Genomic DNA, 23,346 nt, shown 5'->3' on the forward strand with positions numbered 1-23,346 from the left:
GGGGGATAAATGCTAGAGCAACAAAACGGGCGATCGCGCGATTGGCGACCGGTCATCCAGCAATTTGAGGCCATCGTGGGCAAGCGGGGCGTCATTCAGCGGCGAGAAGAGCTGTTGACCTACGAGTGTGACGGCCTGACCAGCTATCGTCAGCGTCCCGCCCTAGCCGTGCTGCCCCGCACCACCGAGCAGGTGTCCGAGATTCTCAAAGTGTGCGATCGCGAAGGGATTCCCTTTGTCACTCGGGGCGCGGGCACCGGCCTGTCTGGGGGCGCGCTGCCCCTAGAAGACAGCGTCTTGGTGGTCACTTCCCTAATGCGCCAGATCCTCGAAATCGACTACGACAATCAGCGCGTCGTCGTCCAGCCCGGCATCATCAACAACTGGGTCACCCAGGCCGTCAGCGGTCGCGGCTTCTTTTATGCGCCTGACCCCTCCAGCCAGATTATTTGCTCCATCGGCGGCAACGTGGCCGAAAACTCCGGCGGTGTCCACTGCCTCAAGTACGGCGTCACCACCAACCACGTGCTCGGCCTCACCCTCGTGCTGCCCAACGGCGACATCGTCCAGGTGGGCGGCAAGGTGCCCGAGATGCCCGGCTATGACCTCACGGGCCTGTTTGTCGGCTCCGAAGGGACCCTGGGCATCGCCACCGAGATCACCCTGCGCATCGTCAAAACCCCTGAAACCATTCGGGTGCTGCTGGCGGACTTCACCAGCGTGGAGGCTGCCGGAGCGGCGGTCTCGGACATCATCAGCGCAGGCATTATCCCTGGCGGCATGGAGATGATGGACAACTTCAGCATCAACGCTGTCGAGGACGTCGTGGCCACCCAGTGCTACCCCCGCGACGCGGAGGCGATCTTGCTGGTAGAGGTAGACGGTCTGGCGGTGGAAGTCGACGCCAACAGCCGCCGGGTCGAGGAGCTGTGCCGCAAAAACGGCGCTCGCAACGTCACCAGCGCCTCAGATCCGGAGGAGCGCCTGCGCCTCTGGAAGGGCCGCAAGGCGGCCTTCGCGGCCATGGGCAAGCTGAGCCCAGACTACTACGTCCAAGACGGGGTGATTCCCCGCACCAAGCTGCCCTACGTGCTGAAGGAAATCGAGGCCCTCGGGGAGCAGTACGGCTACCGGGTGGCCAATGTTTTTCACGCGGGGGACGGCAACCTTCACCCGCTGATCCTGTACAACAACGGAGAGCCCGGCGCCCTGGCCCAGGTGGAGGCCCTAGGCGGGGCGATTTTGAAGCTGTGCGTGCGGGTGGGAGGCAGCATCTCCGGGGAGCACGGCATCGGGGCCGACAAGCGCTGCTACATGCCAGAGATGTTTAGCGAGGCGGATCTGGAGACGATGCAGTGGGTCCGGGGCGCGTTCAATCCCAAGGGGTTGGCGAATCCGACCAAGATTTTCCCGACGCCGCGCACCTGTGGGGAGGGGGCGAGTACCGAGGTGGCGAAGGCGTTCCCGGCGATCGCCCAGTTCTAGGGATTGTCGCCGCCGAAGAGCTGAACCTCAGCCCCCTGGAGAAAATTGGCCTTTCCCTCAAAGCGACAGGTCGATCGCGAGCTGACCATCATATCGACGACGAACTGTCCGTCTTGCCGCAGCTCGATGGGGGAGCCGTCGTAGCCGACCAGGTTCCAGGTCATGACCTGAGCGCCGTCGAGGGTGCCTGCACTGGCCACCGTGAGATCAGGGTTGAGGGTCAACACGTGGGTGCCAAGGTCTTCGCTCAGGACCAGGGTGAAGCCAGTGTCGTTGGGCTCGACGGAGGCGTACCAGAGGGCGTTATTTCGCTGTGACCCCTGGATACTGGCGCACTGAACCTGGCCCAGAGGCGCCCGGGGAGCGGCGATCGCCGCTGCTCCCGGACCCAGCACCAGCGCCAAGGCCACCAAGCCCACACGGAGATTTCTGCGCATAGCCCGCCTATCTAGAAAATTAAGAAGAACACCCCTAGCAACAGCGTGCTAGTTGCCGTTTCCTGGCTGGCGGAGCTCTTCTTGCAGGGTTTCTTGCATGATCTTGATCAGTCGCGGCGTCATCAGCGCCGTGCTGCGCTCGGTGGCTTCGCGCATCAGCTGTGGCTGGCTCTGGATCAGGCGCTGGCCCGTCGGCGTCTGGTAAAAGGCAATGATGTCTTGCAGGTCTTCGACGGTGAAGTACTTGTCGTAGAGCGGATAGTACACCTCGCTCATCAGCTCATCAAAGGTGACCGCCGCCATCATGCGGGTGGCTAGCTTATCGAAGATCTGCTGCGACTGGGTTTCGAGAGCAGTTTGCTGATTGGCGTTCATCTGGGTGCCGGCCATCCCCTGCAAGATTTGGGGCAGGCTCATGCGGGCCTGCTCTAGGGTGACCGCCATGGTTTGCTCGTAGAGCTTGCGCCCGCCGGTGAGCTCCATGAGCTGGTCGATCAGGGCGCGCTTTTCGGCGGAGAGGGGTGCCTGGGCTGGCTGGGTGGCGGGGGCCGGGGCGCTCGGGGTCGCCTCGGCGCGGGCAGCGGTGGGCAGCCCGATCAGGGTGGCCAGGGCAAGGCTAGTAGTCCAAGACCAGAGGCGCATAATCGAAGATCTCCCAAGAAGTTTTAACAAGGGCTACGGGGCGGTGACGGTGGATTCCAGAGGGGGGTGCCCGAAGCGGACGATCGCTCGTTGACAAACTGGACCAAGGCCGGGAAAAAGTCCAGAAAGTGCTGACACAGGGCGGCTTCGTGGGCTTCTAGCTCCTCGATCGCGCCTGCGAGGGAGTTGGTGCGCTTGATGCGCTGCGAGATCCGGTTGAGGGTGTGGCCGATGCCGTCGAGCCTGCCATAGCAGCTCAGCCAGTCCTCGGCGATCAGGGCCTGAACGGCGATCGCGGCCCGCTCGGGCAGGTATCCCTGGTACTGCGCCAGCGCGCTGTAGGTCGCTGCGATGAACCCTGGCAGCGACCCGCTCGAAAAGCGGGACCAGTGCTGACACAGGCAGTAGTCGTAGACCACATCGACAATAATGCCAGCGAAGCGGCGGCGCAGCGGGCTGATCAGGCGCTTGCTGGCCAAAACTGTGGGGTGGTGGTCGGTGAAGTGGTCAATGGCCCGGTGCAGCCGAATCCCCGCGATCACTTCTGCCCCAAAGCGTTCGTCCGGCTGCCCCTTCACAAAGTCCCCCAGCAGGCTGCCCATGAGGGCCTCGGGGGTGGGGTCCGCCAGATAAAGGTGTGCCAAAAAGTTCATCGTGCGATCGCCCATCCGTGGGTCCGGCCATGGATGGGCTGGGAGTGGGGCTTTAAGCTTGCCAATCTGTCTCCGCTGCTGGAGCTTCAGCGGCTGCGTGTTTGGCATTCCAATAAAACATAAACAAGACCAAAACCGGAACAATGAAGAGAATCTGGTAAATACATTCAGACAGAACTTGAACAATCAAATTCTGATCTTGATTGAGAAGTCCTAAGGGAAATGAAATGAAGAGAATCATGCCTAAAATTAGGCCGACAAAAATCAGGATTATTGTTAGGAAAATATCCCATTTCTTGCCTTTTGTGAGTTCTTGACTCAGGTTGCAGGCCTGTAGACCCGTGGCACCCTCCAAAACGACGATCGCATCGGTAAAAGAGAGCCGCAACGCCAGCAAAATACCTGGAATAATAAAAACAATCAGGCCAAGAATCGTAATGACGCTGACTAAAATGCGAGTCAGGAGCAGCTTAAAGCTTTTGCGGGCTCCGTGGGACATGGATACGCCATAGCTGAGAGGCTGGCCTTGCTGGAACTGGGAAGCCGCGTGGAGAATCGCGCCGATATAAAAGGGGCCAAAGGCTAGCTCAATGATGTTGGCAATCCTCAATTCCTGAAGATAGATTCGCGCTTCATCTCCTCCCATCATCTCCGGAAAGACGTAGAGCCGCAAATAGACCAGTAAAATGGATCCTGGCAGCCAAATCGTTAATTTTAAGGCGCTTAGAAGTCCAAAATTTTTAACAAATATTTGGGTGGCGTCGCGAATTTCCGAAATCATGCAGAGAAGATTTTCCCTTTGACTTTGAAATAAAAACTCAGAATAGCACTGCTGTTAATCAAATCTCGAAAATTAAAATCTTGTTAACCTTATGCCTAGACTGTGATTTTGAAGCAGGGAATTGGCTGATAGGAAGCAGCGCGATCGCGTTCTTTCGGCGGGCCCTGGATAATGGCGATCGCCTCCAGGGGTTTCGGCGCTGAGTGGTGGTGGGGTGCCCTAGGCTAGAGTGTTGTACGACGACCTTTATTGCTTGGATGTCTGTGTCTTTTTCTGACTTGTCTGGGTCATCGGTGGTGACTGGCAATCCCTTGAGCATTGCGCCGATGATGGACCGTACCGATCGCCATTTTCGATATTTTTTGCGCCAAATTACCCGCTGCACGCTGCTGTATACCGAAATGGTGACCAGCGCGGCGATTATTCACGGCGATCGCGACCATTTGCTGGGATTTTCCCCTGAAGAGAAGCCGCTGTCGCTCCAGGTGGGCGGTGATGATCCGGCCCAGTTGGCCCAGTGTGCCCGCATTGCCGAGGACTTTGGCTACGACGAGATCAACCTGAATGTGGGCTGCCCGAGCGATCGCGTCCAGAGCGGCAACTTCGGGGCCTGCCTGATGGCCCAGCCCGAGCGCGTCGCCGAGGCCGTAGCGGCCATGCAGGCCGTGACCCGGCTGCCCGTCACCGTCAAGCACCGGATCGGCATCGACGATCGCGATCGCTACGAAGACATGACCGCTTTTGTGGAAACCGTCGCCTCAGCGGGCTGCCGTCACTTCACCGTTCACGCCCGCAAAGCGTGGCTCCAGGGCCTCAGCCCCAAGGAAAATCGCGACGTGCCGCCCCTGCGCTACGACGACGTGTACCGGCTCAAGCAAGACTTTCCCCACCTATTTATCGAGATTAATGGCGGCATCACGACTCTGGAGCAGGCCCGCGATCATCTTCAGCGCGTGGACGCCGTGATGATTGGCCGCGCTGCCTACGACCATCCGTTTCTCTTCGCCACCGTCGATCGCGACTTCTACGGTCAAGCCGTCGAGCCGCCGACTCGCCAAGCCGTGGCCGAGGCCATGGTGCCCTACATTGCCCGCTGGGTTGGTCCCCAGTTCAAGCTCAACCGGATCAGCCGCCACATGCTGCAACTGTTTAACGGGCAGCCCGGTAGCCGCGCCTGGAAGCGCCACATCACCGAGAACGCGTGCCGGGTGGGAGCGGGGCCAGAGGTGATTTTGGCGGCGCTGCCCGAGACGGCGCGATCGCCTTTCAGCCTCGCGCTAGAGGCACCCTAGCGTCGAAATTTGATATTACAACAGGCGATCGCCTGCCCTGCGCCCGGTCAAAAATCTTCTTGACAAGTCGGACTCATTACGAGTACGCTTTATTCATTGAGATTCTGACGTTCAACTCGCCCTCAAAAGGAGTCATTCATGCTGCCGAATCGCGAAGGCCAACGCGTCCCCAGCGTCACGTTCCGCACCCGCCAGAACAACGACTGGGTCGATGTCACGACCGATGAACTCTTCAGCGGCAAGACCGTCATTGTCTTTGCGCTCCCGGGAGCTTTCACCCCCACCTGCTCTGCGACCCACCTGCCCGGCTACAACGACCTCGCCCCCGTGTTCAAGCAAAACGGCGTGGACGACATCATCTGCCTGTCGGTGAATGATGCTTTCGTGATGAACGAGTGGGCTAAATCCCAAGAAGCCAGCAATATTCGGCTAATTCCCGACGGAAACGGCGAATTCTCCGCTGGCATGGGCCTGCTGGTGGATAAGGCGGACCTGGGCTTCGGCAAGCGCTCTTGGCGCTACTCCATGCTGGTCAAGGATGGCGTCATCGAGAAAATGTTCATCGAGCCGGAGGAGCCCGGCGATCCCTTCAAGGTCTCTGATGCTGAGACCATGCTCCAATATCTCAACCCCGAGGCCGCTCGTCCCAAGCTGGTGTCCCTCTTTGCCAAGGAAGGCTGCCCCTACTGCGCCCGCGCCAAAGAGCTGCTGAAGTCCAAGGGCATGGAGTACGAAGAAATCGTCCTTGGGACCGACATCACCACGCGATCGCTGCGGGCGGTGACGGGCTCGACCACGGTGCCCCAGGTGTACATCGACGGTCATCTGATTGGCGGCTCCGAAGCCCTCGCTGAGTACCTGAGCAAGGTCTAAAGTTTTTCAGCGTTCCCTGTTGCAGAAAGCGATCGCCCTGAGCGATCGCTTTTTTTGTGGCTGAGGCGGGCGTCTAGGGCTTGCGGTAGGGCTCGAGCAGCGCTTCCCAGCTACTGATGGCCTGCTCATACTCGGCCTCGCACTGCGCGGCCCGGTCCTCCGGCAGCCAGTCCGCCTCGACCCAGTCCTGATAGCTCTCCGGATCGCTGCCGTAGAGCAGGCACGTCATGTTGTAGCCCCGCTGGACGCTGAGGCTGTGCTCATCCCAGAAGGCCAGATCTTCCTCTTCGGCCTCGGCTGCCGCGTCCAAGTCAAACTGCTCAATGGCCGCGATCACGGCGTCTTCTTCTTCGCTCTCAGTGAGCAAGATGGCCGCGAAATTATCGACGATGTCTTCTTCGCGGCCCACGATGGGGAGCTGGTACTGGTCCACCAGCGCATGCCCTAGCTCATGGAAAAAGGTGAAAAATCCGGCGTAGAGCACCTCGGTTTCGTAGTCGGTCTCGCGCTCCTCATCCGCCGCAAACGCATCGGCGTAGTACCGAATCAGCTCGTAGCACATCGTGATTTGGGAATTTTCGGCGTCGTAGTAGGCGTTTTCTTCGTCGCAGGCATCAAAGGAAATCAGCACATCCTGGGGCAGGGCAAAGGTCTCATTTAGGTCGGCGACGAGGCCGTCATAGAACTCGCTGCTCTCAAGGATTTCCCGAATGCTTCGCAGCTCTGGATCTTCGACGGGCTGGTACTCCAGGACAAAGTCGCCCGCGTCTTCAAGGGTCTCGCTATTCGCCGCCAGGCTATCGACGGTCTCGCAGCCTGACAGGGCGATCGCCAAGACACAGCACGCTACAGCGCAAGAACGCAAAAATTCCATAGGGAACTCAGTAGAAAAATTGCCAGATACGAGGCCTAGAGTGCCCAAAAGCCTGCCAAAAGGCGCGACAGGAAAAATCTTGCTGGGGAAAGGGCGATCGCCTTTAGAAAAAATAAGCAATAAATCGTACTTCTAAGGAAGTATTGACTCAGAATTTTTACAGTCAACTGCAATATAAAAAATGATTTTCTGTTGAATTAAAGCTTGACTTCGTTGGCCTCTCCTAAAAAAAGAAAGCATGCTGAAATTGCTTATCTAAGGAAATAAAAGCGAGATGAAGTCTGCAATTTGGCAGGTGTATTTTGGGGCGATCGCGTTAGATTTAAACCGCCTCTTATGCCCCTAGGAGCCTCCACTTATGGCCACCATCTTGATGATTGGCAGCCGTCATTTCATGAGCCACAACTGGGCGCATCACTCCGAGAACACCCTGCTATTTCCCAAGAAGTTTCCCACCGGCCGCTATTCCCTCGATCGCTTCTGGCCCCCCTTCGAAGCCCTCGGCACCTGGAAACCCATTGCAGCACCCTACGATTTGATCCACGGCTTCAAGGCAGTTCCCTATACTCAGCGGCCTTTTGTGGTCAGTTTTGAGCTCTTTTTGCCCCATATCTACGCCAGCCACCAGGGGATGGCGGCTCAGGCCCTCGATCGCCTGCTGTGCCATCGCCTCACCTTGCCCAACTGCCGCAAAATCATTGCGTCTTCGGAGTACGCCAAGGGGCGATTTCTCAAGCGCTGGGCCGAGGGCGGGCGATCGCCCAGCATCGCTGACAAGCTGACCGTGATCCCGGCCAATGCCCCGATCCAGGTGTCTGCGCCTAAAACCCTCTCTGCGACCCAGCCTCAGCTCAAACTGCTGTTTGTGGGGCACCATCTGGCGCGCAAAGGAGGAATTGTAGCCCTTCGCTTGGCCCAGAAACTCCTCAAAGAAAAGCTGCCGATCACGATTGAAATTGTTTCAGATCTGAAAATAGGCGCAGGGATTCCGACGGACTTTCCCGATCGCCAAAAATATGCGGCTGACCTAGAACTTTTGACCCTGGAAAATATCACTTTTTCAGAACGATTGCCCAATGCTGAAGTGCTGAGAAAACTTCAGGCCTGTCACTTTCAGCTATTGCCAACGCTGCAAGATATTTGCGCCTACAGCATTATCGAAGGCTTGGCCACAGCGACCCCGGCGATCGCCACCAATATTGGCGCAGTTCCTGAGTGGATCGAGCACGAAAAAACGGGGTATCTCCTGCCGCTGCCGGTGGACGAAAACCAGATGTGGCGCGACTGGCAGTCTCGCAAAACCCTGCCCCCAGAAGACTACTGGGATGTCCTCAATGCCACCTACGATCGCCTAGCCGATCAGGCCTTCGAGACCCTGGCCACCTTCTGGAATCGGTCAGACCGGGATGCGGTGTATGAAAGCCTCAGCCGCAATGCCCTAGAGCGGGCGCGATCGCACCACAGCTCAGAGGTAGCCAGTCGCCACCTAGACGCCGTCTACGCAGAGGCCCTGGCCCCAGCGGGGACGCGGGTGCCGGTGCTGGCGGGCGATCGCTAGTCGACCTGCGTCGCCTGCTCCCGGACCTCAGCAGGAATCGCCTGACTGCCGTAGAGAACCAGCAGCGTCAGCAAACCAATGCCCACCAGGTACTTCACCGGGTCCGGAATGCCGGGATTGGGCGAGAAAAAGCCCTCGATGATCCCAGCGATGACCAGCATGGGCACGATGCCAAACACCAGACGCGCCCCGAGGAGACCGTAGTACTTCAGGGCGTCCGGGCGGCGCAGCTTTCCGGGCAGCAGGAGACCACGGGCAATCAGCAGACCTGCGCCCCCTGCCAAGAAGATCGCGGGCAGCTCTAGGGCGCCGTGGGGAAACACAAAGGCCCAAAAGGGAAACGCCAGGTTGTTTTGGCCGACCAGGGTGGCCACAGCGCCGATGTGTAGGCCGTTGTAGACCATGAGAAAGGCGGTGTAGAGCCCGGCCGTGATGCCGCCGCCCGCTGCCCCAAAGGACACCTGAATGTTGTTGATCATGATGTTGCTGGAGGCGAGGGGCTCGATGCCGACGATGGAGCCCATCCACAGCTCTTGGCGATCGCGCACCATCTCAATTAGCTGATTGGGCACCAGCAGCGCCATAAACGACGGATCTCGCCAGCTAAACCACCACGCCACCAGCGCGCCCACGAGAAACAGCCCCGTGGCGGCCAGGGTGTAGCCGAAGGTGTGCTGAATCACCGCCGGTAGGCCCCAGCGATAGAACTGGACAACCGATCGCCATTCCTGCCGCCGCGAGCCCTGGTACACCTGGGTATAGGCCCGCGTGGTCAGCAGCTGGAGCTCGCGAACCAGGGTTTCGCCCACCTGATGGGTGCGGGCTCGGGCAAGGTCAGCGGAGGCTGAGCGATAGAGGCTGGCCAACTGCTGAATTTCCTCGGCCTTGAGGGTGCGCAGGCCCCGCCGCTCGACCCGCCTCAGCAAGGCGTCAAGCTGCTTCCAGTCGCTCTCCCGCCGCGCAATCCACCGCTGAATATTCATAAAAATAGTGCTGAAATTTCTGAAGTCTTGCTAAGACTTTTGCCGAAGTTGGGCCTAGCCTAGCCTAGGATAGCGGCATCTTTCGATGTTGTCTGAATCGCGAAGGACGAGCAATGGCCGCGGACCAACAATCAACCAGTTCTCTGCGCGCTCTTAGTGTGGGAGACATTGTCAGCGTCGGTGTGCAGGTGTGTCGAGCCTACCCCAAGCTGTTTTTTCGGACGGCGCTGGTGGCCTGGCTATGGATTTTGGTGCCGATCTATGGCTGGGCCAAGTACTCGGCGCTGTGCGCTTTGATCTCCCGCCTAACCTACGATCGCTTGACGAGTCAGCCCGAGAGCCTGAAGTCGACTCGAGAATCGATCGATCACGATCTTTGGAATTTCTTTACGGTGGGGCTGCTGGTGTCGCTGCTGTTTGGGGCGTGCGCGATCGCGGCTTTGGTAGCGGTGGTGCTGCTGGCAGGGATCTTCGCTGGTATTGGAGCCGTGGCGTTTCAAAATTCTCTAGCAGACATTACCAATAACTGGGCGCTGGCGCTGTTTCTGTTTGTGGTGCTGCCGCTGCTCGTTTTGATGCTAATTGCGGCCCTGTTTGCCTGGCTGGTTGGACGGTTTTTCATCCCGGAGGTGGTGCTGGCCGTGGAGCCATCGGTCGATCCGGTGAAGGCGATCGGTCGATCTTGGCGGTTGACCCAGGGAGTGCCGATCGCCTTGCGCCTTCAGGGCCTCTTTCTGATTTTCCTGCTGGTGACGCTGCCGGTGAATGTCGTGGTCCAGCTGCTGCCGGTGGCGGCGCTGTTGGTCGGGGAGTGGCTCTCGCTCGAACCGACGTCGGTGTCGGTGATTAGCACGGTCATCAATCTGGTTCTGTTTTTTGGGCTGAGTGCGCTGATCACGATGCTGTGGCAGGCGGTGAAAGCCGTGCTCTACTACGACGTGCGATCGCGCCAAGAAGGCCTGGATCTGTCGCTTAGCAACAAGGTTGTGCTAGCCGATCGGTTTTTTAATCGCGTGCGTCTGCAAACTCCGGAGAGCGTGGAGCTGGAATTCACGCTGGCGGGCATCGGCAATCGCGCTTTGGCCCTGGTGACGGACTATCTGATCCTGGGGCTGGTTTTGAGTGTGCTGCTGATTTTGTTGAGCATTTTTGCTGAGCAGCTGTTCAATCTGCTGGAGTTTTGGCTCGGCTCAGACAATCTAGATTCCTTGGGGCAGTGGCTGCTGGCGATCGCGCTGCTGCTGCTCTACTCCGTCTACACCGGCTATTTTGTGTTTTTTGAGACGCTGTGGCAGGGCCAGACGCCGGGCAAGCGCCTGCTGCGGCTGCGGGTGATCCGCGATAACGGGCGCAGGGTCGGGCTGGGTCAGTCGGCGCTGCGATCGCTGATGCGGCCGGTGGACGATCTGTTTCTAGTGGGATCGCTGCTGGTGGCCCTGGGCAAGCGCGAAAAGCGGATCGGCGACTGGGTGGCGGGGACGGTGGTGATCCAGGAGGATCGACCGCTGACGGCCACGAATTTTGTGGTGTCGCCGGAGGGAGAAGGCCTGGTGGAGCAGGTGATGAGCCTGGGAGATGTGTCGCGGCTGTCGCCGGATGAGTTTGCGGTGGTGCGGTCCTATTTGCAGCGGCGGCAGTCGCTGCTGCCCCCGGCGCGATCGCAGCTCAATCTGGAGCTGGCGCGATCGATCAAGGAGACGATCGCCCTGGGAGATCTGCCCCAGCGGGTGCGCCCGGATGTCTTTTTGGAGGCAGTGTATCTGGCCTACCAGCGCCAAGGATCACGGGGACGTTGATCTTGAAGAATTGGCACAGAAAATCTGGGCAAAGTGGCGATCGCCGCCATCATGGGCATACACCGCTCCGCAAAAAGGCTGTGGTCTATGACTGCTCCGGAAAATCGCTCAATTCGCCTGGAAATTCCGATCGCTGCCCATGAGGCAGTGCTGTTGCAGGGCCTTGAAGCGTGGATCGCCCTTGGGCTGATCAGCGAAGCCAAGATTCTCCAGATTGCCCGCACTTCCCTCAGCTGTCTGATCCCGGAGCCGCTGCCCCAGCAGAGCAGTGTACCCTCGCGAGCGGCGGACGCGGCGGCGGCTGAAGGGGGCGATCGCAGCTTTTTGCCCGATGTCTCCCAGCCTCGCACCCCTGCCCGCCGCTCCCAATCCCGTCCCCCGGCCCGAGCCGAAGCGCCCAGCCTGGTGACGCAGGTTTTGCAGTCTTTTATGGCGGAGCTGAGCTTGCGCTGGCTCCTGTTTTTGGGCGTGTTTTTGGTGGTGGTGTCGTCGGGGGTGCTGGCGGCGACGCAGTGGACGCGCTTTCCGGCGGTGGGCCAGTATGGCGTGCTGGCGGCCTACACAGTGGTGTTTTGGGGGGTGGGGCGCTGGGCGGCGCGCCAAGCAAACCTGCGCCTGACGGCCCGCACGCTGCACATCGCGGTGCTGCTGCTGGTGCCGGTGAACTTTTGGGCGATGGATAGCTTTGATCTGTGGCAGCAGCCCTGGGAATGGCTGGTGGTGCTGCTGGCGGCGGTGGGGCTGAGCGGTTTGGCCTGGAGCCTGCGATCGCCCCCGGCGGCGCTGGCTTTGGGCCGCTGGCCCGTGATCAACCTGCTGGGGCTGGCCTATCTGCACTGGGGCTGGCGTCTGGACGGTATGCCGCTGGTGGCGGTGTATGTGGGGACTGTGGGGACGACCCTGTTTACCTTCTGGCAGCAAACCCGATCGCAAACCGGGCGATCGCCCAATGCCCGAGAGGCCGCAGCCCCGGCTCTGCCGCCCCTGGCCGGATTGCTGGTGATCTACGCGCTGGTGCTGCTGTTGGGCCGCGCCATTGTCACCGCGCAGCTTCCCCTGGCGCAGCTGGGCCTGGCGCTGGGCATTTGCGGTACTCTGCTGGCGTGGCTGGCAGAGCAGCAGTTCGAGACGGAGGACGCCTCCTGGCATGTCTGGGAACTGATCGGCGGCCTTCTCTTGCTGGGGGGCTGGCTGGTGTCGGTGACGGCTCAGCCGCCCTGGCAGGCGCTGCTGGTCAGCGCGTCGGCGCTGTGGCTGCTCCACCGGCGCTTGGGGCGGTTTTGGCAGGTGGCGGATCTGCTGGTGCTGCTGCTGGTGCGGCTGCAAATTGTGTATCTGGCGTGGCTGCTGCTGCCCCAGCCTTGGCGCGATGGCGTGACGCAGCAACTGCTCACCGTTTTCCAGGCCTCGGCGACGCCCTGGGCGCTGATCGGCCCGGTGATGTTTCCTTATATCTGGGCGGTGCTGCGGCTGCGGGCCTGGCTGGCCAAGAATCAGCAGCGATCGCTGGCTTCCCTGACGGACTGGATCGCCCTAGGCATGAGCACGGTCCTGTTTTTGATTTCCGTGGCCAGTCCGTCTCTGCGCCTGTTCAATCTGCTGCAAATCGGCGTCACTCTGCTGTGGGAGCTGCGGCGGCGCGGCCAGACTCAGCCCTTGGTCAGCCTCACCCATGCAGTGGGGCTGTTGATCGGGGCGATGACGCTGAGCCTGCTGACGAACCTCGCGCCTGAGGTGTGGGCCGTCCTGGCGGTCAGTGTGACCCTGCTGGAGCTGTGGTTCAGTGTGGGTGAGCGCTGGGAGTACTGGCGCGTGAGCGCTGGGCGTCTGGCCCTGATCCTGTCGGGTGTGAGCTATTTGCTGCTGCTGCCTCTCTTTCAGCCCTGGCTGGGGCACCCGGCAATCCCGTCGATGTGGAGCCTGATCTGGCTGCTGGTGCCCGGGGGAATGACCCTGAGGGCGGCCCGCCAGCCCGAGCCAGAGCGCTGGACCGGACTGAAGCTCAGTGTGGGTGCGTTGGGAGCGGCCCAACTGCTGTTTTTGGGGCTTCCGAGGCTGCACGGCATCGGGCTGCTGCTGTCGGCGGGGCTGCTGCTGTGGAATACGGTGTACTGGCGATCGCTCTGGCTGGCGCTGGTGGCGGTGGGCGGCGTGGTGCTGGGAGCCGCTTTGCTGATCTTTGCCGAAGCGCCTCTACTGTCTTGGGAGAGCTGGCTGCTGATTGGGGCGATCGCGGTGGGCTTGCTGTCGGCGCTGATGCGCAGCCTGATCCGCTATTCCCAGCCCCTGGCCCAGATATACGGGCGATCGGCTGAAGTCTGGGCGGACATAGTGACCTTTGTGGTGCTCTTGTCCTGTGCGACGGGCCTGCTGGTGCGGTTTACGGTGCAGCAGTTCGGCATGACGGCGGAGGTGCCGCTGTCGGCCATAACGGCGATCGCCCTCGCGGGTCTGCTGGTGTGCAGCTTCTGGCGACGCTGGGGCGCTCCCACCGACAACGGCGTTTATCAGGGGGCCTGTGCTCTGGAGCTGCTGGTGATTGTGCTGGTGCAGCTGCAAGGCGGCTCGGTGCTGGCGATCGCGGCGGCGAATGGAGCCTTGGCCCTGGCTTTGCTGGGGCTGACGGAGGTGCTCCAGCGACGGCGACCGGTCCTGTGGAGCGTCCGGATTTTGCCGTTGCTGAGCGCTCTGCTGGCCTTGGGATTTCGGGCGGGGCTTTGGACGTCCTGGACGGGCGGTCTGTTTTTGGTGGCGGGGGTGGTGGGCCTGAGCGTGATGCGCCAGCGCGATCGCTCCTCGCTGCTGACCTACGCGTCCTTGGCGGCCTGCACCCTGGGCTGGTACGAGCTGGTGATCTATCGCCTCAGCCAGATGCCCGGTGGCAGCCCTGCCGATGGCTTGGTGGTGCTGGCGCTGGTGGCGGGGGCGATCGCCGCGCTCTACCAGGCTGCTGCCACTGGGTGGGTCCAGCGGCGCGATCGCCTTCTGGGCCTGACGGCCCCTGAGCTGAGCTTGGCGGCGGATCTGCACTGGGTGCTGGGCAGCGTCTTCCTGATGCTGGCGACTAGTTTCTTGACGGTCCAGGTTTTCACGCCTGACCAGACAGCGCAGCTGATCGGCTTGGGGCTGGTGGTTGGGGCGGGTCTGTCGCTGTACGCCCTGCTGCGGGCTCGCCAAATCCAGCAGGGCATCTGGGTCTATCTGGGCGTGGCCCAGGCGATCGCCACGCTGATCTATGTCCGGCTGGGCTGGTCCGCCCTGCGAGGCCTCGATCCTTGGTGGGCGGCGATCGCGGCGGGTGTGGCGGTATTGCTGATCGAGCTGCCCTGGGAGCGCTGGGGCTGGCCTGCGCGGCCTTGGTTTCGGAGCGCGGCGGCTCTACCGGCGATCGCCCTGGTGCTCACGCTGTCTTTGCCCGGCGATGTCAGTCTGCTGATTGTCGCGGCGAGCTACTTCTGGATGGCGCAGCGCCGCCGAGAGATCCGCCTGACCTACGGAGCGATCGCGGTTCTGGACTTTTGGGCGCTGCGCTGGCTGCTTGGCCAAAATCTCACCAGTCTTCTTTTCTATGTGGCGTTGGTCAGTCTCCCGCTGCTCTACGTGGCCCAGGTAGATCCAGCTCTCCGACGGCGCGACGCCAAAGGCCAGCGCCACGCCCTCCGCACGGCGGCCCTGGGTCTGCTGGCGATCGTCGCCCTCGTCAATCAGCAGACGGGCCTGGTCTCTGGCGGGATTGGTCTGGTGGCGGTCCTTTTGGGCCTAGCCCTGCGGGTGCGAGCCTACCTCTATATCGGCACGTTGACCTTTGTGGCCACGGTGTTCTACCAGCTCGTGGTGCTGATCGGTCAGTACCCGTTCTCAAAGTGGATCATCGGTCTCACCCTCGGCATTTTCCTGATCTGGCTGGCGGCTACCTTCGAGACGCGCCGGGAGCAAGTCCTAGCCCTGGTCCGCAACTGGCTCCAAGAACTAGAAGCTTGGGATTAGCTGTAGAGTGACTGGATCCAGGCCCACTCTTGGGTGAGGCCTTCGGCGAGGGGCACGGTGGGATTGTAGCCGAGGCGCGATCGCGCCTTAGAGACATCGGCTGCCGTGTGGCGAGCATCCCCCATTGCCTGACCAATGTGCTGGCGCTGGATCGGCTTACCCACGATGCGCTCCATCGTGTCGATCACCTCCGCGAGGACGACCCGGCTGCCACCCCCGATATTAAAAATCTCTCCCACCGCCTCCCCTGCGGGAGCCTCAGCAGCGGCTAGATTTGCGGCCACCGCATCCGCCACAAACGTGAAGTCCCGAGTCTGCTGGCCATCCCCGTAGATGGCGATCGCCTCATCCAGCATCGCCGCCCGAAAAAACTTGTGAAACGCCATATCTGGCCGCTGCCGGGGGCCGTACACCGTGAAGTAGCGCAGCGAAACGAAAGGCACCCCAAAATTTTTCTGGTATAGGAGGCCGAGCTGCTCCGCCGCCAGCTTCGTGATGCCGTAGGGCGACACCGGCTTGGGGCACATCGTCTCTGTGGTGGGCAGCGTCTCGGCGTCCCCGTAGATCGACGACGTAGAAGCGTGGACAAAGCGCCGCAGCTTGGGGGCGTCCTTGGTAGCCTCTAGCAAAATCTGGGTAGCGCTGATGTTGCGCTCGGTGTAGTCGTGGAACCCCTTACCCCAGCTCGCCCGCACGCCCGCCTGGGCCGCTTGGTGGTAGATCACGTCCACGCTTTCCAGGATGCTGCTCCAGTCCTGGGCCTGGATGTCGCCCTCGATCAGCCGAAAATTTGGGTGCTGCTGTAGCGCGGCGACATTTTTGCGCTTGAGGCTGGGGTCGTAGTAGTCGTTGAACTGGTCAATGCCAATGACTTGCTCACCGCGCTGGAGCAGCGTTTCGGCAAGGTGGGAGCCAATAAATCCCGCAGCTCCTGTGACGACGCTCGTTGGCATAGAAAGACCTGATAGAAAAAAGGGTTGTCTGAACCGAGACGAAAAAAGGCCGCAGAGTAAGGCGACAGGCTCAGGATTCCCGGCGATCGCCCGCTAACAACGCGCCCTGAGAGCATTTTGCCCAGGAAGGGAGTGCAGGTTTCCCCCACTCCCTTCCTGGCACCCCGCTGAACCGGCTTTGTTTCGCGGGGCTGGTGATGGCGCGGCGGCCCTAGGTTCGAGCGACGCCGTCTGCTCCCAGCAATTCTGCGATCGCCTGGCGCTCCGCCGGAGGATGGGACGGCATTACCTGACGCGCATCGGTGATCAGCCAGTCTAGGGCCGCCGCCTGCACGTCGATCGTTGCCCCCGTCTTGTCCACGCAGTAGCGACCAAACACCAGCTTGTCCACCAAGCGGACCCCCGGACCCAAGCGCGAATACTCGAAGATCACGCTGCTCTCCACCGTCGCGCCGCTGCACACGCAGCAGTTGGGACCGATCATCGTCGGACCAATGATCGTCGCGCCGTCCTCGATTTTGGTCATGCCGCCGATGTACACCGGGCCTTGGATATTTACCTTGTCCCAGTTCACCGACACATTCAGGCCCGTGTAGATGCCAGGAGCCACCTCATGCCCCGGAATCGACACGTTCTTAATTTCGCCCGCCAGCACGCCCCGGATGGCCCGCCAGTAGTCCGGCACCTTCCCGATGTCCACCCACTGGAAGTCCATCGAAATGCCGTAGAAGGGTGCCCCTGCGGCCACCAGTTTGGGGAACAGGTCCCCCCCGATATCGAAGGCCTCATCTGAGGGAATGTAGTTCAGCACCTCCGGCTCAAAGATGTAGATACCGGTGTTGATATCGGTGCTGAGGGCCTCTTCCACAGAGGGCTTCTCTTGAAACGCCTGGATGCGGCCAGACTCGTCCGTCACGACCACCCCGTAGCTCGACACCTCGTCGCGGGGCACTGATTTCATGACGATGGTGGCGATCGACCCTTTTTCGCGGTGCCACTTCACGGCCTCCGTCAGGTCGAGGTCGATCAGGGCGTCGCCGCACAGCACCACAAAAGTGTCATCAAAGAAGGGCGAAAAATCCTGGATCTTGCGCATACCGCCCGCCGAGCCGATGGCTTCACCCATCAGCTCGCCATCGACAATGCGTCCCTCAAAGGAATAGGCAATCTGAACGCCAAAGCGCTGGCCATCTCGAAAATAGCTCTCGATCTCGTTGGCGAGGTGGCTGACATTGACCATAATTTGGTCGAAGCCATGCTGGCGCAGCAACTCCAGCAAGAATTCCATCACTGGCTTTTGCAGGATGGGAATCATCGGTTTGGGAATCGTGTAGGTGATGGGACGGACACGGGTTCCTTTACCCGCTGCCAGGATCATGGCTTTCATAAATTTGGGTCTCTTAGCGCTAGGCCATTAACGTCGGTTCTGGGTTCAGTGCAACCCTGGGGTGCGTCTCAGGTACGACGGCTCTTGTCTGGCGGACGGCCTAAGTCAAATCACTTAGGTTGCGTCGTTATTTGTCGTCTGGCCCATTTTAACTAACGAGGGGTTTGGGGAGCTATCAGTCCCGCGCTGTATGCGAAGCATTAGCATCGGAATACATGGACTCCCCGCGCTTGTCGATTCCCCTCGCTGGGGATGAGACGAGCATTTACCAGCAGCCATAACTTGTGGTCAACGATAGCCATGCTAACAATGAACTACACCTACCGAATCTATCCAGATGTCACGCAACAGACAGAGCTGTTGGAGTGGCTTGAGACGTGTAGAGGCGTGTATAACTACGCTTTGTGCGAACTCAAAGACTGGATTGCTTCGCGTAAGTGTTCGGTAGACAGGTGTTCGCTCGAAAAGGAATATATCATTCCCGCCAATGAGCCGTTCCCGTCCTACCATCGCCAACAAAACAACCTGCCCAAAGCTAAGAAGCAATTCCCGCACTTGGGCAAGGTGCATTCTCAGGTTTTGCAAACTACGATTCGTAGACTGCACGATAGCTGGGAAGCGTTTCAGAAGCGTGGACATGGATTCCCGCGTTTCAAAAAGTTTGGTCAGTTCAAGTCCTTTGTGTTCCCCCAGTTCAAGGACAACCCTATCGATGGCTTCACGATCAAATTGCCAAAGATCGGGGAAGTACCGATCAACCTGCATCGCCCCATTCCAGAAGGCTTCAAGGTAAAGCAGGCGTGAATCTTATCTAAAGTGCGAGGGACTCAGTGGTATGTCGCTATCACCATTGAATCGGATGTGTCGGTTCCCGATGCCCCAGTTTATGGTCGAGCGATTGGCATTGACTTAGGATTGGAACGATTCTTGACAGCTTCGGACGGCAGTTTCCAGGAGCGTCCTAAATTTTTCCAGTCGATGCAGCGCAAGCTGAAATTGCTGCAACGCAGATCGGCGCGAAAACAGAAGGGTTCTCAAAACTGGGAAAAGGCGCAGGTCAAAGTGGCCAGGATGCACCACCGGATTACGAACCGTCGTAAAGATTTTCACTTGAAAACGGCTCACAAGCTTTGCGACCAAGCACAGATGATCTTTGCAGAAGACCTCAACGTCGAAGGGTTGACGCGAGGAATACTGAGAAAAGATTGCGTTGATGCTGCCTTTGGGCAATTTCTGTCTCTGACGGAATGGGTCTGCTGGAAACGGGGGGTGTACTTTGCGACGGTCAATCCCAACGGGACTAGCCAAACCTGCCCGTCCTGCCTTGCTACTGTCAGCAAAGGTCTGGGAATCAGAGAGCATCAATGTCCTGAGTGTGGGTATCGAACACATCGTGACCATGCCGCAGCAGAGATGGTTTTGCACCGTGGACTAGAGAACGTAGTAGCCCAGGGACTCTGGGGAAAGGAAACAGCCTGCCAAGTCGGTCTGTCGGGGGTCTATGACCTAGATAAGTGGCGTGGGGCAGGAATATCCAATCGCGAGGTTGGGAAGCCCTCGCTGTACCCGTAGGGTCAGCGTCGGGAGGATGTCACGTGACACAATTAGCCAGCGCCAACCTGCCCATAGGCGGAGGGCGCGACTTCGAGGGCGGGCTCTAGGATACGAATTTTGAGATCTTGGTAGAAATCATCTTGCAGCAGCTCGACTTTGGACTGGGCCGATAGCAGCAGCAAGGCCCAGAAAACCCCCACGCGATCGCTCGGTTTGGCGAGTTCGTGGCCGCAGTCGGCCCACAGGGTCAGCAGATGATCAAAATCGAGCCATTCTCGCTCTGCGTGCAGGGCGTCTCCCTGGTCGCGCAGCAGGGTCTCCAGGGCGATCGCCACCTCCGTCAGGTTTTCCTGGTGGGCTAGCTGCGTGATTGCCCGGACGGTCTGGCTGCGGCTTTGTTTGGGGATGCGGCGGGTGCGGGGCCGGGGCGGTCGCGACTCCAGGGCGACGGCGATCAGCTCCAGCTGCTCGATCAGCTCTGGCAGGGTGACGCGGCGCTGCTGGGGCGGCCGAGCGACGGCCCGTCGACGGATTCGGCGCTCCAGGTTTAGGGGCAGCGGATTGCTGCCCAGGGGCGAAAAGTCTTCAAAAAATTCTTCGACCTCGGCGGGGGCCTCGGCTTCGTCGGTTTCGAGGCGCGCCAGGCTGTCGGCTTTCAGCAGGACGAGCATGGAGGCGTAGAGAAACGCTTGGCCCGATCGCGACAGTTCGGCTTCGTAGGCGGCGCGATCGAAGGCCTGGGTCTCGACGGGCTTCAGCTCGCTCAAAAAACGGTCGATCACGTCGATGACCTGGACGTCCCAAGGGTTGATTTCGCCCCGTTCGGCCAGGTCGATGAGCATGGCGATCGCGTGTTGAGCGAGGGAAGCGGTCATGGTTGCGTCCTGGCGAAGACTTTCCCGCATCTGGCAGAAAGTCGGGGGTCAAAGGCGATCGCGGCAGGCCTAGCAAGCCCGCCTAGGGGCGACTAGCGGGGCGTGATGCGCACAAAATAAACCGCCGCAGCCACAATCAGCCCCAGCAAACTCAGCGGAACCCACAAGCTCCAAAGGCTGCTGGGAGTAATCCAGTCGGTGGGGGTCATGGGGAGTACCGCAATCAGCAAGGGCAAAGGGCGATCGCGGGATGCAGTCCTGTGACCGCACCCAGGACCAAGGGCCTCAGGGAGGCGGGGCCAGCCAGCCGAGGCTTAGAATATCCCGTCTTTATACCACAGGGGCGGCTGACTGAGCCCGCCTAGAGGGCTAGCTGGCGTAGGCGTCGACGGTCTCGCCGTCGCCTCTATTTTCGGCGGGCGGCAAGCTGCGCTGCTCGTTGATTTCCACTTTGTAGCGCTCGATGTCGTCTTGAAGCTCCTGGATCCGCACATCCCGGTTTTGGATCTCCTGGATGTCTTTTCGAGCTTCGATCAGGCGCTGCATGCGCGTCCACACGCTGAAGATCCACGCGAGAACGGCTCCGGCGCCCATGGCCAAAATCAGCTCAACGCACAGCGGGGCCTGGACCTGCACGCCTTCTACCACCCGAATAAGGGCGGGTTCGGTGTTTTGGAGACTGAACAGCACCAAGGCCAACAGCATGACAAAAATAATCAGAAAATTGATTTGTCGCATCGTCTGGACTCCTCAAATTGACGGGTTGCGGAGGGTTGATGGGAACGGCGCAATTCGCCAGCCCCATTGTAGTCTGGTCGATTGCGCTGTCTAGTCTTTTGACGAGAGAAGCGTGATTTTGGCGGGCGATCGCCTTTTGGGGCGACTGGGTGAGGGTTTGAAACCCGATCGCGAATTTCACTGTCTAGACTGGCTAGTGATAGTCATTTCAGCGCCGCGTTTGTCCTCCCTCAGTTTCTTGCATAAATTCATGATTGCTAAGTCGATTGCGTTCCTCGCGTCCCTGGCTGGCCTGATCGTCCTGGCGATTTCGGAAGGGGCGATCGCCCAAGACGCCAGCGATCAGTCTCTGTGCCCCCGGCCCGCCCTGTCCCGCGTCGTCCGCCACACCATCGCCCCCGGCGAAACCCTCGACAGCATTGCCCAGGCCTACGGTCTGCTGCCCGCCACCCTCATGGGCCTCAACCCCGCCCTGCGCAGCGGCAAAGCGCCGGTCGGCCAAGAAATTTTGGTGCCCCCCTACAACGGCATTCGCGTTGTGGTGCCAGCGGGCCAAACCTGGCGAGACGTCGCCGATACCTATGGCGTCCGCGCCGACGCCCTCTTCGAGGTCAACGGCTGTGTCGCCTCCCCCACGACGATCTTTGTGCCGGGGGTCAACTGGTCACCCAACACCCCAGGCGCTCAGTACGCCGCTGCGCCCCCGACCCCCCAGCGCTATCTCACCCGCTATCCCCTGCCCAGCGCTGCCCAGGTCGCAGACGTGTACGGCTGGCGGGTGCATCCCGTCTCCAACGAGGTGGCTTTCCACAGTGGCGTCAACCTCCAGGCCGCCGCAGGGACGCCCGTATACGCGGCGGGCGATGGCACAGTCGCCTTCGTGGGGATGCGGGAAAACTACGGCAACCTGGTGGTGATCAATCACCAGGGCGGCCTGCAAACCCGCTACGGCTTTTTGGCGAGCATGCAGGTGAAAACTGGCCAAACCGTGAAAGCGGGGGACGTGGTTGGAGCCGTTGGGGAAGGCAATCTCCCCAGTCCGTCCCTGGACTTTGAGGTGCGGCGCAACTCGGATCTGGGCTGGGTGGCGGAGGATCCAGAGCCCTACCTGCGCGAAATGGGCCGTCCCTAGGAGCCGCTTGCCTAGAGCTGGTTGCGGGCCTTGAGGCGCAGATATTGCTCCACGAGCTGATCGGTCACCTGGTGAGCGGGCGCGTCGAGAACGAGGCCGCCGCGCTGCTTCAGGCTGGCGAGGGCGACTTGGCGCTGGGCCAGCAAGTCCAGGGCGACCGCTCGGGCATAGGCCGCTTCGATGCTCTGGGTGGTGGTGTGGGCCTGCTCGTCCATGCGGGGATCTCGCAGCGCCACACAAAACGGAAGATAGCGGGGCGCAAGGCGGCCCATGGCCGAAAGCACCTCACCCGATGCGGTCTGATCCACTAAGTCAGTCAGAAGCACCACCAGGGCGCGGCGAGTTTGGCGGTTGACGATGGTGGTGACGGCGCTCAGGTAGTCCGGCTCGAGCAAGACGGGCTGGAGGGGTGTGAGGCGCTCGATGAAGCGGGGAAGCTGCTCAATGCCGCGCTCTGGAGGGATCCAGGTGGTGATCTCGCGATCGAAGACGGCAATCCCCACGCGATCGCCCCGATGGAGGCCAGCCGTCGCTAAAGACAGCGCCGCGTTTAGGGCCCAGTCAAAGCGCTTCAGCCCCTGGACCTGGGCAGTCATCAGGCGACCGCGATCGAGCAAAATCAGCAGGGTCTGCTCCTGCTCGGGCTCCAAAACCCGGACCAAAAACGGAGACTGATCCTGGGTATGGGCTCGGCGGGCGGTGGCTTTCCAGTCGATCAGGCGGGGGTCGTCGCCCTGGCTGTAGTTGCGCAGCTCCGCAAATTCGGTGCCCATGCCGAAGCGGCGGCTCTGGCGAATCGAGCCCGCCGACTGGAGGGTGAGCTTGAGAGAGAGCGATCGCAGGCCCAGCAGGTCAGGATACACCGCCACGGCTTGGGGCTGGGGAATGCTCCAGTCGTGCCACGCTAGCCCCCACGGGCCCCGCTGGCGCACCTGGACTGCGCCCCAGGCAAACTCGCCCCGCTGGCTGGGCCGGACGCTGTAGGTGAGCTCTTCGCTGTGCTGCGCTGGCAGACGGGCCGTCAGGATCGGCGGCGTGGCTGCCACGACCTCTGGGTAGCCGTCGCGGATTTGCAGCTCGGCGGGGCGCTTGCCGGTCTGGACCGTGAGGTGCACGGTGTTGTCTCGCCCGATAGAGAGCCGCCGCAGGGGCTGGCGCGCCACGGTGACTCGCTGGGACCGCACCCGCCAGCTGTCGATGGCCATCAGCGCCAGCACGACCACATCAAAGGCGATGACCGCGATGATGCTGGTGCGCAGATCCCCCAAGGCTGCGATGAGAGCGGCGATCGCGATCGCGCCCAGCAGCAGACCATAAACGCGCCAGGTTGGAATCATGGGGCAGCT

At 60.7% G+C, this 23,346-nt stretch carries 18 protein-coding genes and 1 pseudogene; 8 read left to right on the forward strand and 11 right to left on the reverse strand.

Going from position 1 to position 23,346, the window contains the following annotated elements; translation table 11 throughout:
* Positions 1 to 9 precede the first annotated feature (9 nt).
* On the forward strand, positions 10 to 1,485 hold the full coding sequence (gene glcD / locus GEI7407_RS01375) for a glycolate oxidase subunit GlcD (protein WP_015170335.1): 1,476 nt from the start codon (positions 10 to 12) through the stop codon (positions 1,483 to 1,485).
* Here the strand turns inward: glcD and GEI7407_RS01380 are convergent.
* The 4 genes from GEI7407_RS01380 to GEI7407_RS01395 are packed head-to-tail and all read right to left on the reverse strand — an operon-like array spanning position 1,482 to position 3,998.
* Complete coding sequence (locus tag GEI7407_RS01380) at positions 1,482 to 1,922, reverse strand: hypothetical protein (protein ID WP_015170336.1); 441 nt, start codon at positions 1,920 to 1,922, stop codon at positions 1,482 to 1,484. The two genes, glcD and GEI7407_RS01380, sit on opposite strands and share 4 nt — an antisense overlap.
* A 48-nt stretch (positions 1,923 to 1,970) precedes the next feature.
* Positions 1,971 to 2,564, reverse strand: coding sequence for a DUF2059 domain-containing protein (locus GEI7407_RS01385; protein ID WP_015170337.1), 594 nt, complete (start codon positions 2,562 to 2,564; stop codon positions 1,971 to 1,973).
* A 23-nt stretch (positions 2,565 to 2,587) separates the two neighbouring features.
* Complete coding sequence (locus tag GEI7407_RS01390; RefSeq protein ID WP_041268586.1) at positions 2,588 to 3,217, reverse strand: ACP phosphodiesterase; 630 nt, start codon at positions 3,215 to 3,217, stop codon at positions 2,588 to 2,590.
* A 52-nt stretch (positions 3,218 to 3,269) separates the two neighbouring features.
* A complete protein-coding gene (locus GEI7407_RS01395; RefSeq protein WP_015170339.1) occupies positions 3,270 to 3,998 on the reverse strand; it encodes a hypothetical protein in 729 nt (242 codons plus the stop codon).
* Positions 3,999 to 4,255: 257 nt separating this feature from the next.
* On the opposite strand from GEI7407_RS01395, the gene dusA reads away from it, so the two are divergent.
* Both dusA and GEI7407_RS01405 read left to right on the forward strand, forming a co-directional pair.
* Positions 4,256 to 5,290: a tRNA dihydrouridine(20/20a) synthase DusA gene (gene dusA, locus GEI7407_RS01400; protein ID WP_015170340.1), complete on the forward strand. Its 1,035-nt coding sequence runs from the start codon at positions 4,256 to 4,258 to the stop codon at positions 5,288 to 5,290.
* Between the two features lie 138 nt (positions 5,291 to 5,428).
* Complete coding sequence (locus GEI7407_RS01405; protein ID WP_015170341.1) at positions 5,429 to 6,163, forward strand: glutathione peroxidase; 735 nt, start codon at positions 5,429 to 5,431, stop codon at positions 6,161 to 6,163.
* Positions 6,164 to 6,236: 73 nt separating this feature from the next.
* Here the strand turns inward: GEI7407_RS01405 and GEI7407_RS01410 are convergent, their stop codons facing one another.
* The gene (locus GEI7407_RS01410; RefSeq protein ID WP_015170342.1) at positions 6,237 to 7,037 is read right to left on the reverse strand and encodes a DUF4344 domain-containing metallopeptidase; all 801 of its coding nucleotides are present in this window, start codon (positions 7,035 to 7,037) and stop codon (positions 6,237 to 6,239) included.
* Between the two features lie 358 nt (positions 7,038 to 7,395).
* Between GEI7407_RS01410 and GEI7407_RS01415 the strand changes: the two genes are divergently transcribed.
* Positions 7,396 to 8,595, forward strand: coding sequence for a glycosyltransferase family 4 protein (locus GEI7407_RS01415; protein WP_015170343.1), 1,200 nt, complete (start codon positions 7,396 to 7,398; stop codon positions 8,593 to 8,595).
* On the opposite strand, the gene GEI7407_RS01420 is transcribed toward GEI7407_RS01415, so the two are convergent.
* Positions 8,592 to 9,578, reverse strand: a complete 987-nt coding sequence (locus tag GEI7407_RS01420) for a stage II sporulation protein M (protein ID WP_015170344.1) — start codon at positions 9,576 to 9,578, stop codon at positions 8,592 to 8,594. The genes GEI7407_RS01415 and GEI7407_RS01420 overlap by 4 nt on opposite strands.
* Before the next feature lie 113 nt (positions 9,579 to 9,691).
* On the opposite strand from GEI7407_RS01420, the gene GEI7407_RS21890 reads away from it, so the two are divergent.
* Together GEI7407_RS21890 and GEI7407_RS01430 are read left to right on the forward strand one after the other, a co-directional pair.
* Entirely contained in the window at positions 9,692 to 11,374 is a 1,683-nt protein-coding gene (locus GEI7407_RS21890; RefSeq protein WP_015170345.1) for an RDD family protein, read from the forward strand.
* An 87-nt stretch (positions 11,375 to 11,461) separates the two neighbouring features.
* Positions 11,462 to 15,361 (forward strand): hypothetical protein, encoded by a 3,900-nt coding sequence (locus GEI7407_RS01430; protein ID WP_015170346.1) that lies wholly within the window; start codon positions 11,462 to 11,464, stop codon positions 15,359 to 15,361.
* Here the strand turns inward: GEI7407_RS01430 and GEI7407_RS01435 are convergent.
* The gene (locus GEI7407_RS01435) at positions 15,358 to 16,314 is read right to left on the reverse strand and encodes an NAD-dependent epimerase/dehydratase family protein (RefSeq protein WP_015170347.1); all 957 of its coding nucleotides are present in this window, start codon (positions 16,312 to 16,314) and stop codon (positions 15,358 to 15,360) included. The genes GEI7407_RS01430 and GEI7407_RS01435 overlap by 4 nt on opposite strands.
* A 211-nt stretch (positions 16,315 to 16,525) precedes the next feature.
* A complete protein-coding gene (locus tag GEI7407_RS01440; RefSeq protein WP_015170348.1) occupies positions 16,526 to 17,701 on the reverse strand; it encodes a sugar phosphate nucleotidyltransferase in 1,176 nt (391 codons plus the stop codon).
* A gap of 300 nt (positions 17,702 to 18,001) precedes the next feature.
* On the opposite strand from GEI7407_RS01440, the pseudogene GEI7407_RS21895 reads away from it, so the two are divergent.
* A pseudogene (locus GEI7407_RS21895) lies at positions 18,002 to 19,273 on the forward strand (RNA-guided endonuclease InsQ/TnpB family protein).
* A gap of 32 nt (positions 19,274 to 19,305) precedes the next feature.
* On the opposite strand, the gene GEI7407_RS01450 reads toward GEI7407_RS21895, so the two are convergent.
* Together GEI7407_RS01450 and GEI7407_RS01455 are read right to left on the reverse strand one after the other, a co-directional pair.
* Positions 19,306 to 20,130, reverse strand: a complete 825-nt coding sequence (locus GEI7407_RS01450) for a segregation/condensation protein A (RefSeq protein ID WP_015170349.1) — start codon at positions 20,128 to 20,130, stop codon at positions 19,306 to 19,308.
* A 369-nt stretch (positions 20,131 to 20,499) separates the two neighbouring features.
* Positions 20,500 to 20,868 (reverse strand): lipopolysaccharide assembly LapA domain-containing protein, encoded by a 369-nt coding sequence (locus tag GEI7407_RS01455; RefSeq protein WP_015170351.1) that lies wholly within the window; start codon positions 20,866 to 20,868, stop codon positions 20,500 to 20,502.
* 250 nt (positions 20,869 to 21,118) lie between these two features.
* Between GEI7407_RS01455 and GEI7407_RS01460 the strand changes: the two genes are divergently transcribed.
* The gene (locus GEI7407_RS01460) at positions 21,119 to 22,000 is read left to right on the forward strand and encodes a M23 family metallopeptidase (protein WP_041268589.1); all 882 of its coding nucleotides are present in this window, start codon (positions 21,119 to 21,121) and stop codon (positions 21,998 to 22,000) included.
* An 11-nt stretch (positions 22,001 to 22,011) separates the two neighbouring features.
* Here the strand turns inward: GEI7407_RS01460 and GEI7407_RS01465 are convergent, their stop codons facing one another.
* Positions 22,012 to 23,337 carry a DUF58 domain-containing protein gene (locus GEI7407_RS01465; RefSeq protein WP_015170353.1) on the reverse strand — a complete coding sequence of 442 codons (1,326 nt, stop codon included), beginning with the start codon at positions 23,335 to 23,337 and terminating at the stop codon, positions 22,012 to 22,014.
* Between the last annotated feature and the right edge of the window lie 9 nt (positions 23,338 to 23,346).

Origin of the sequence: Geitlerinema sp. PCC 7407 (assembly GCF_000317045.1) — a bacterium.
Lineage (GTDB): Bacteria > Cyanobacteriota > Cyanobacteriia > PCC-7407 > PCC-7407 > PCC-7407.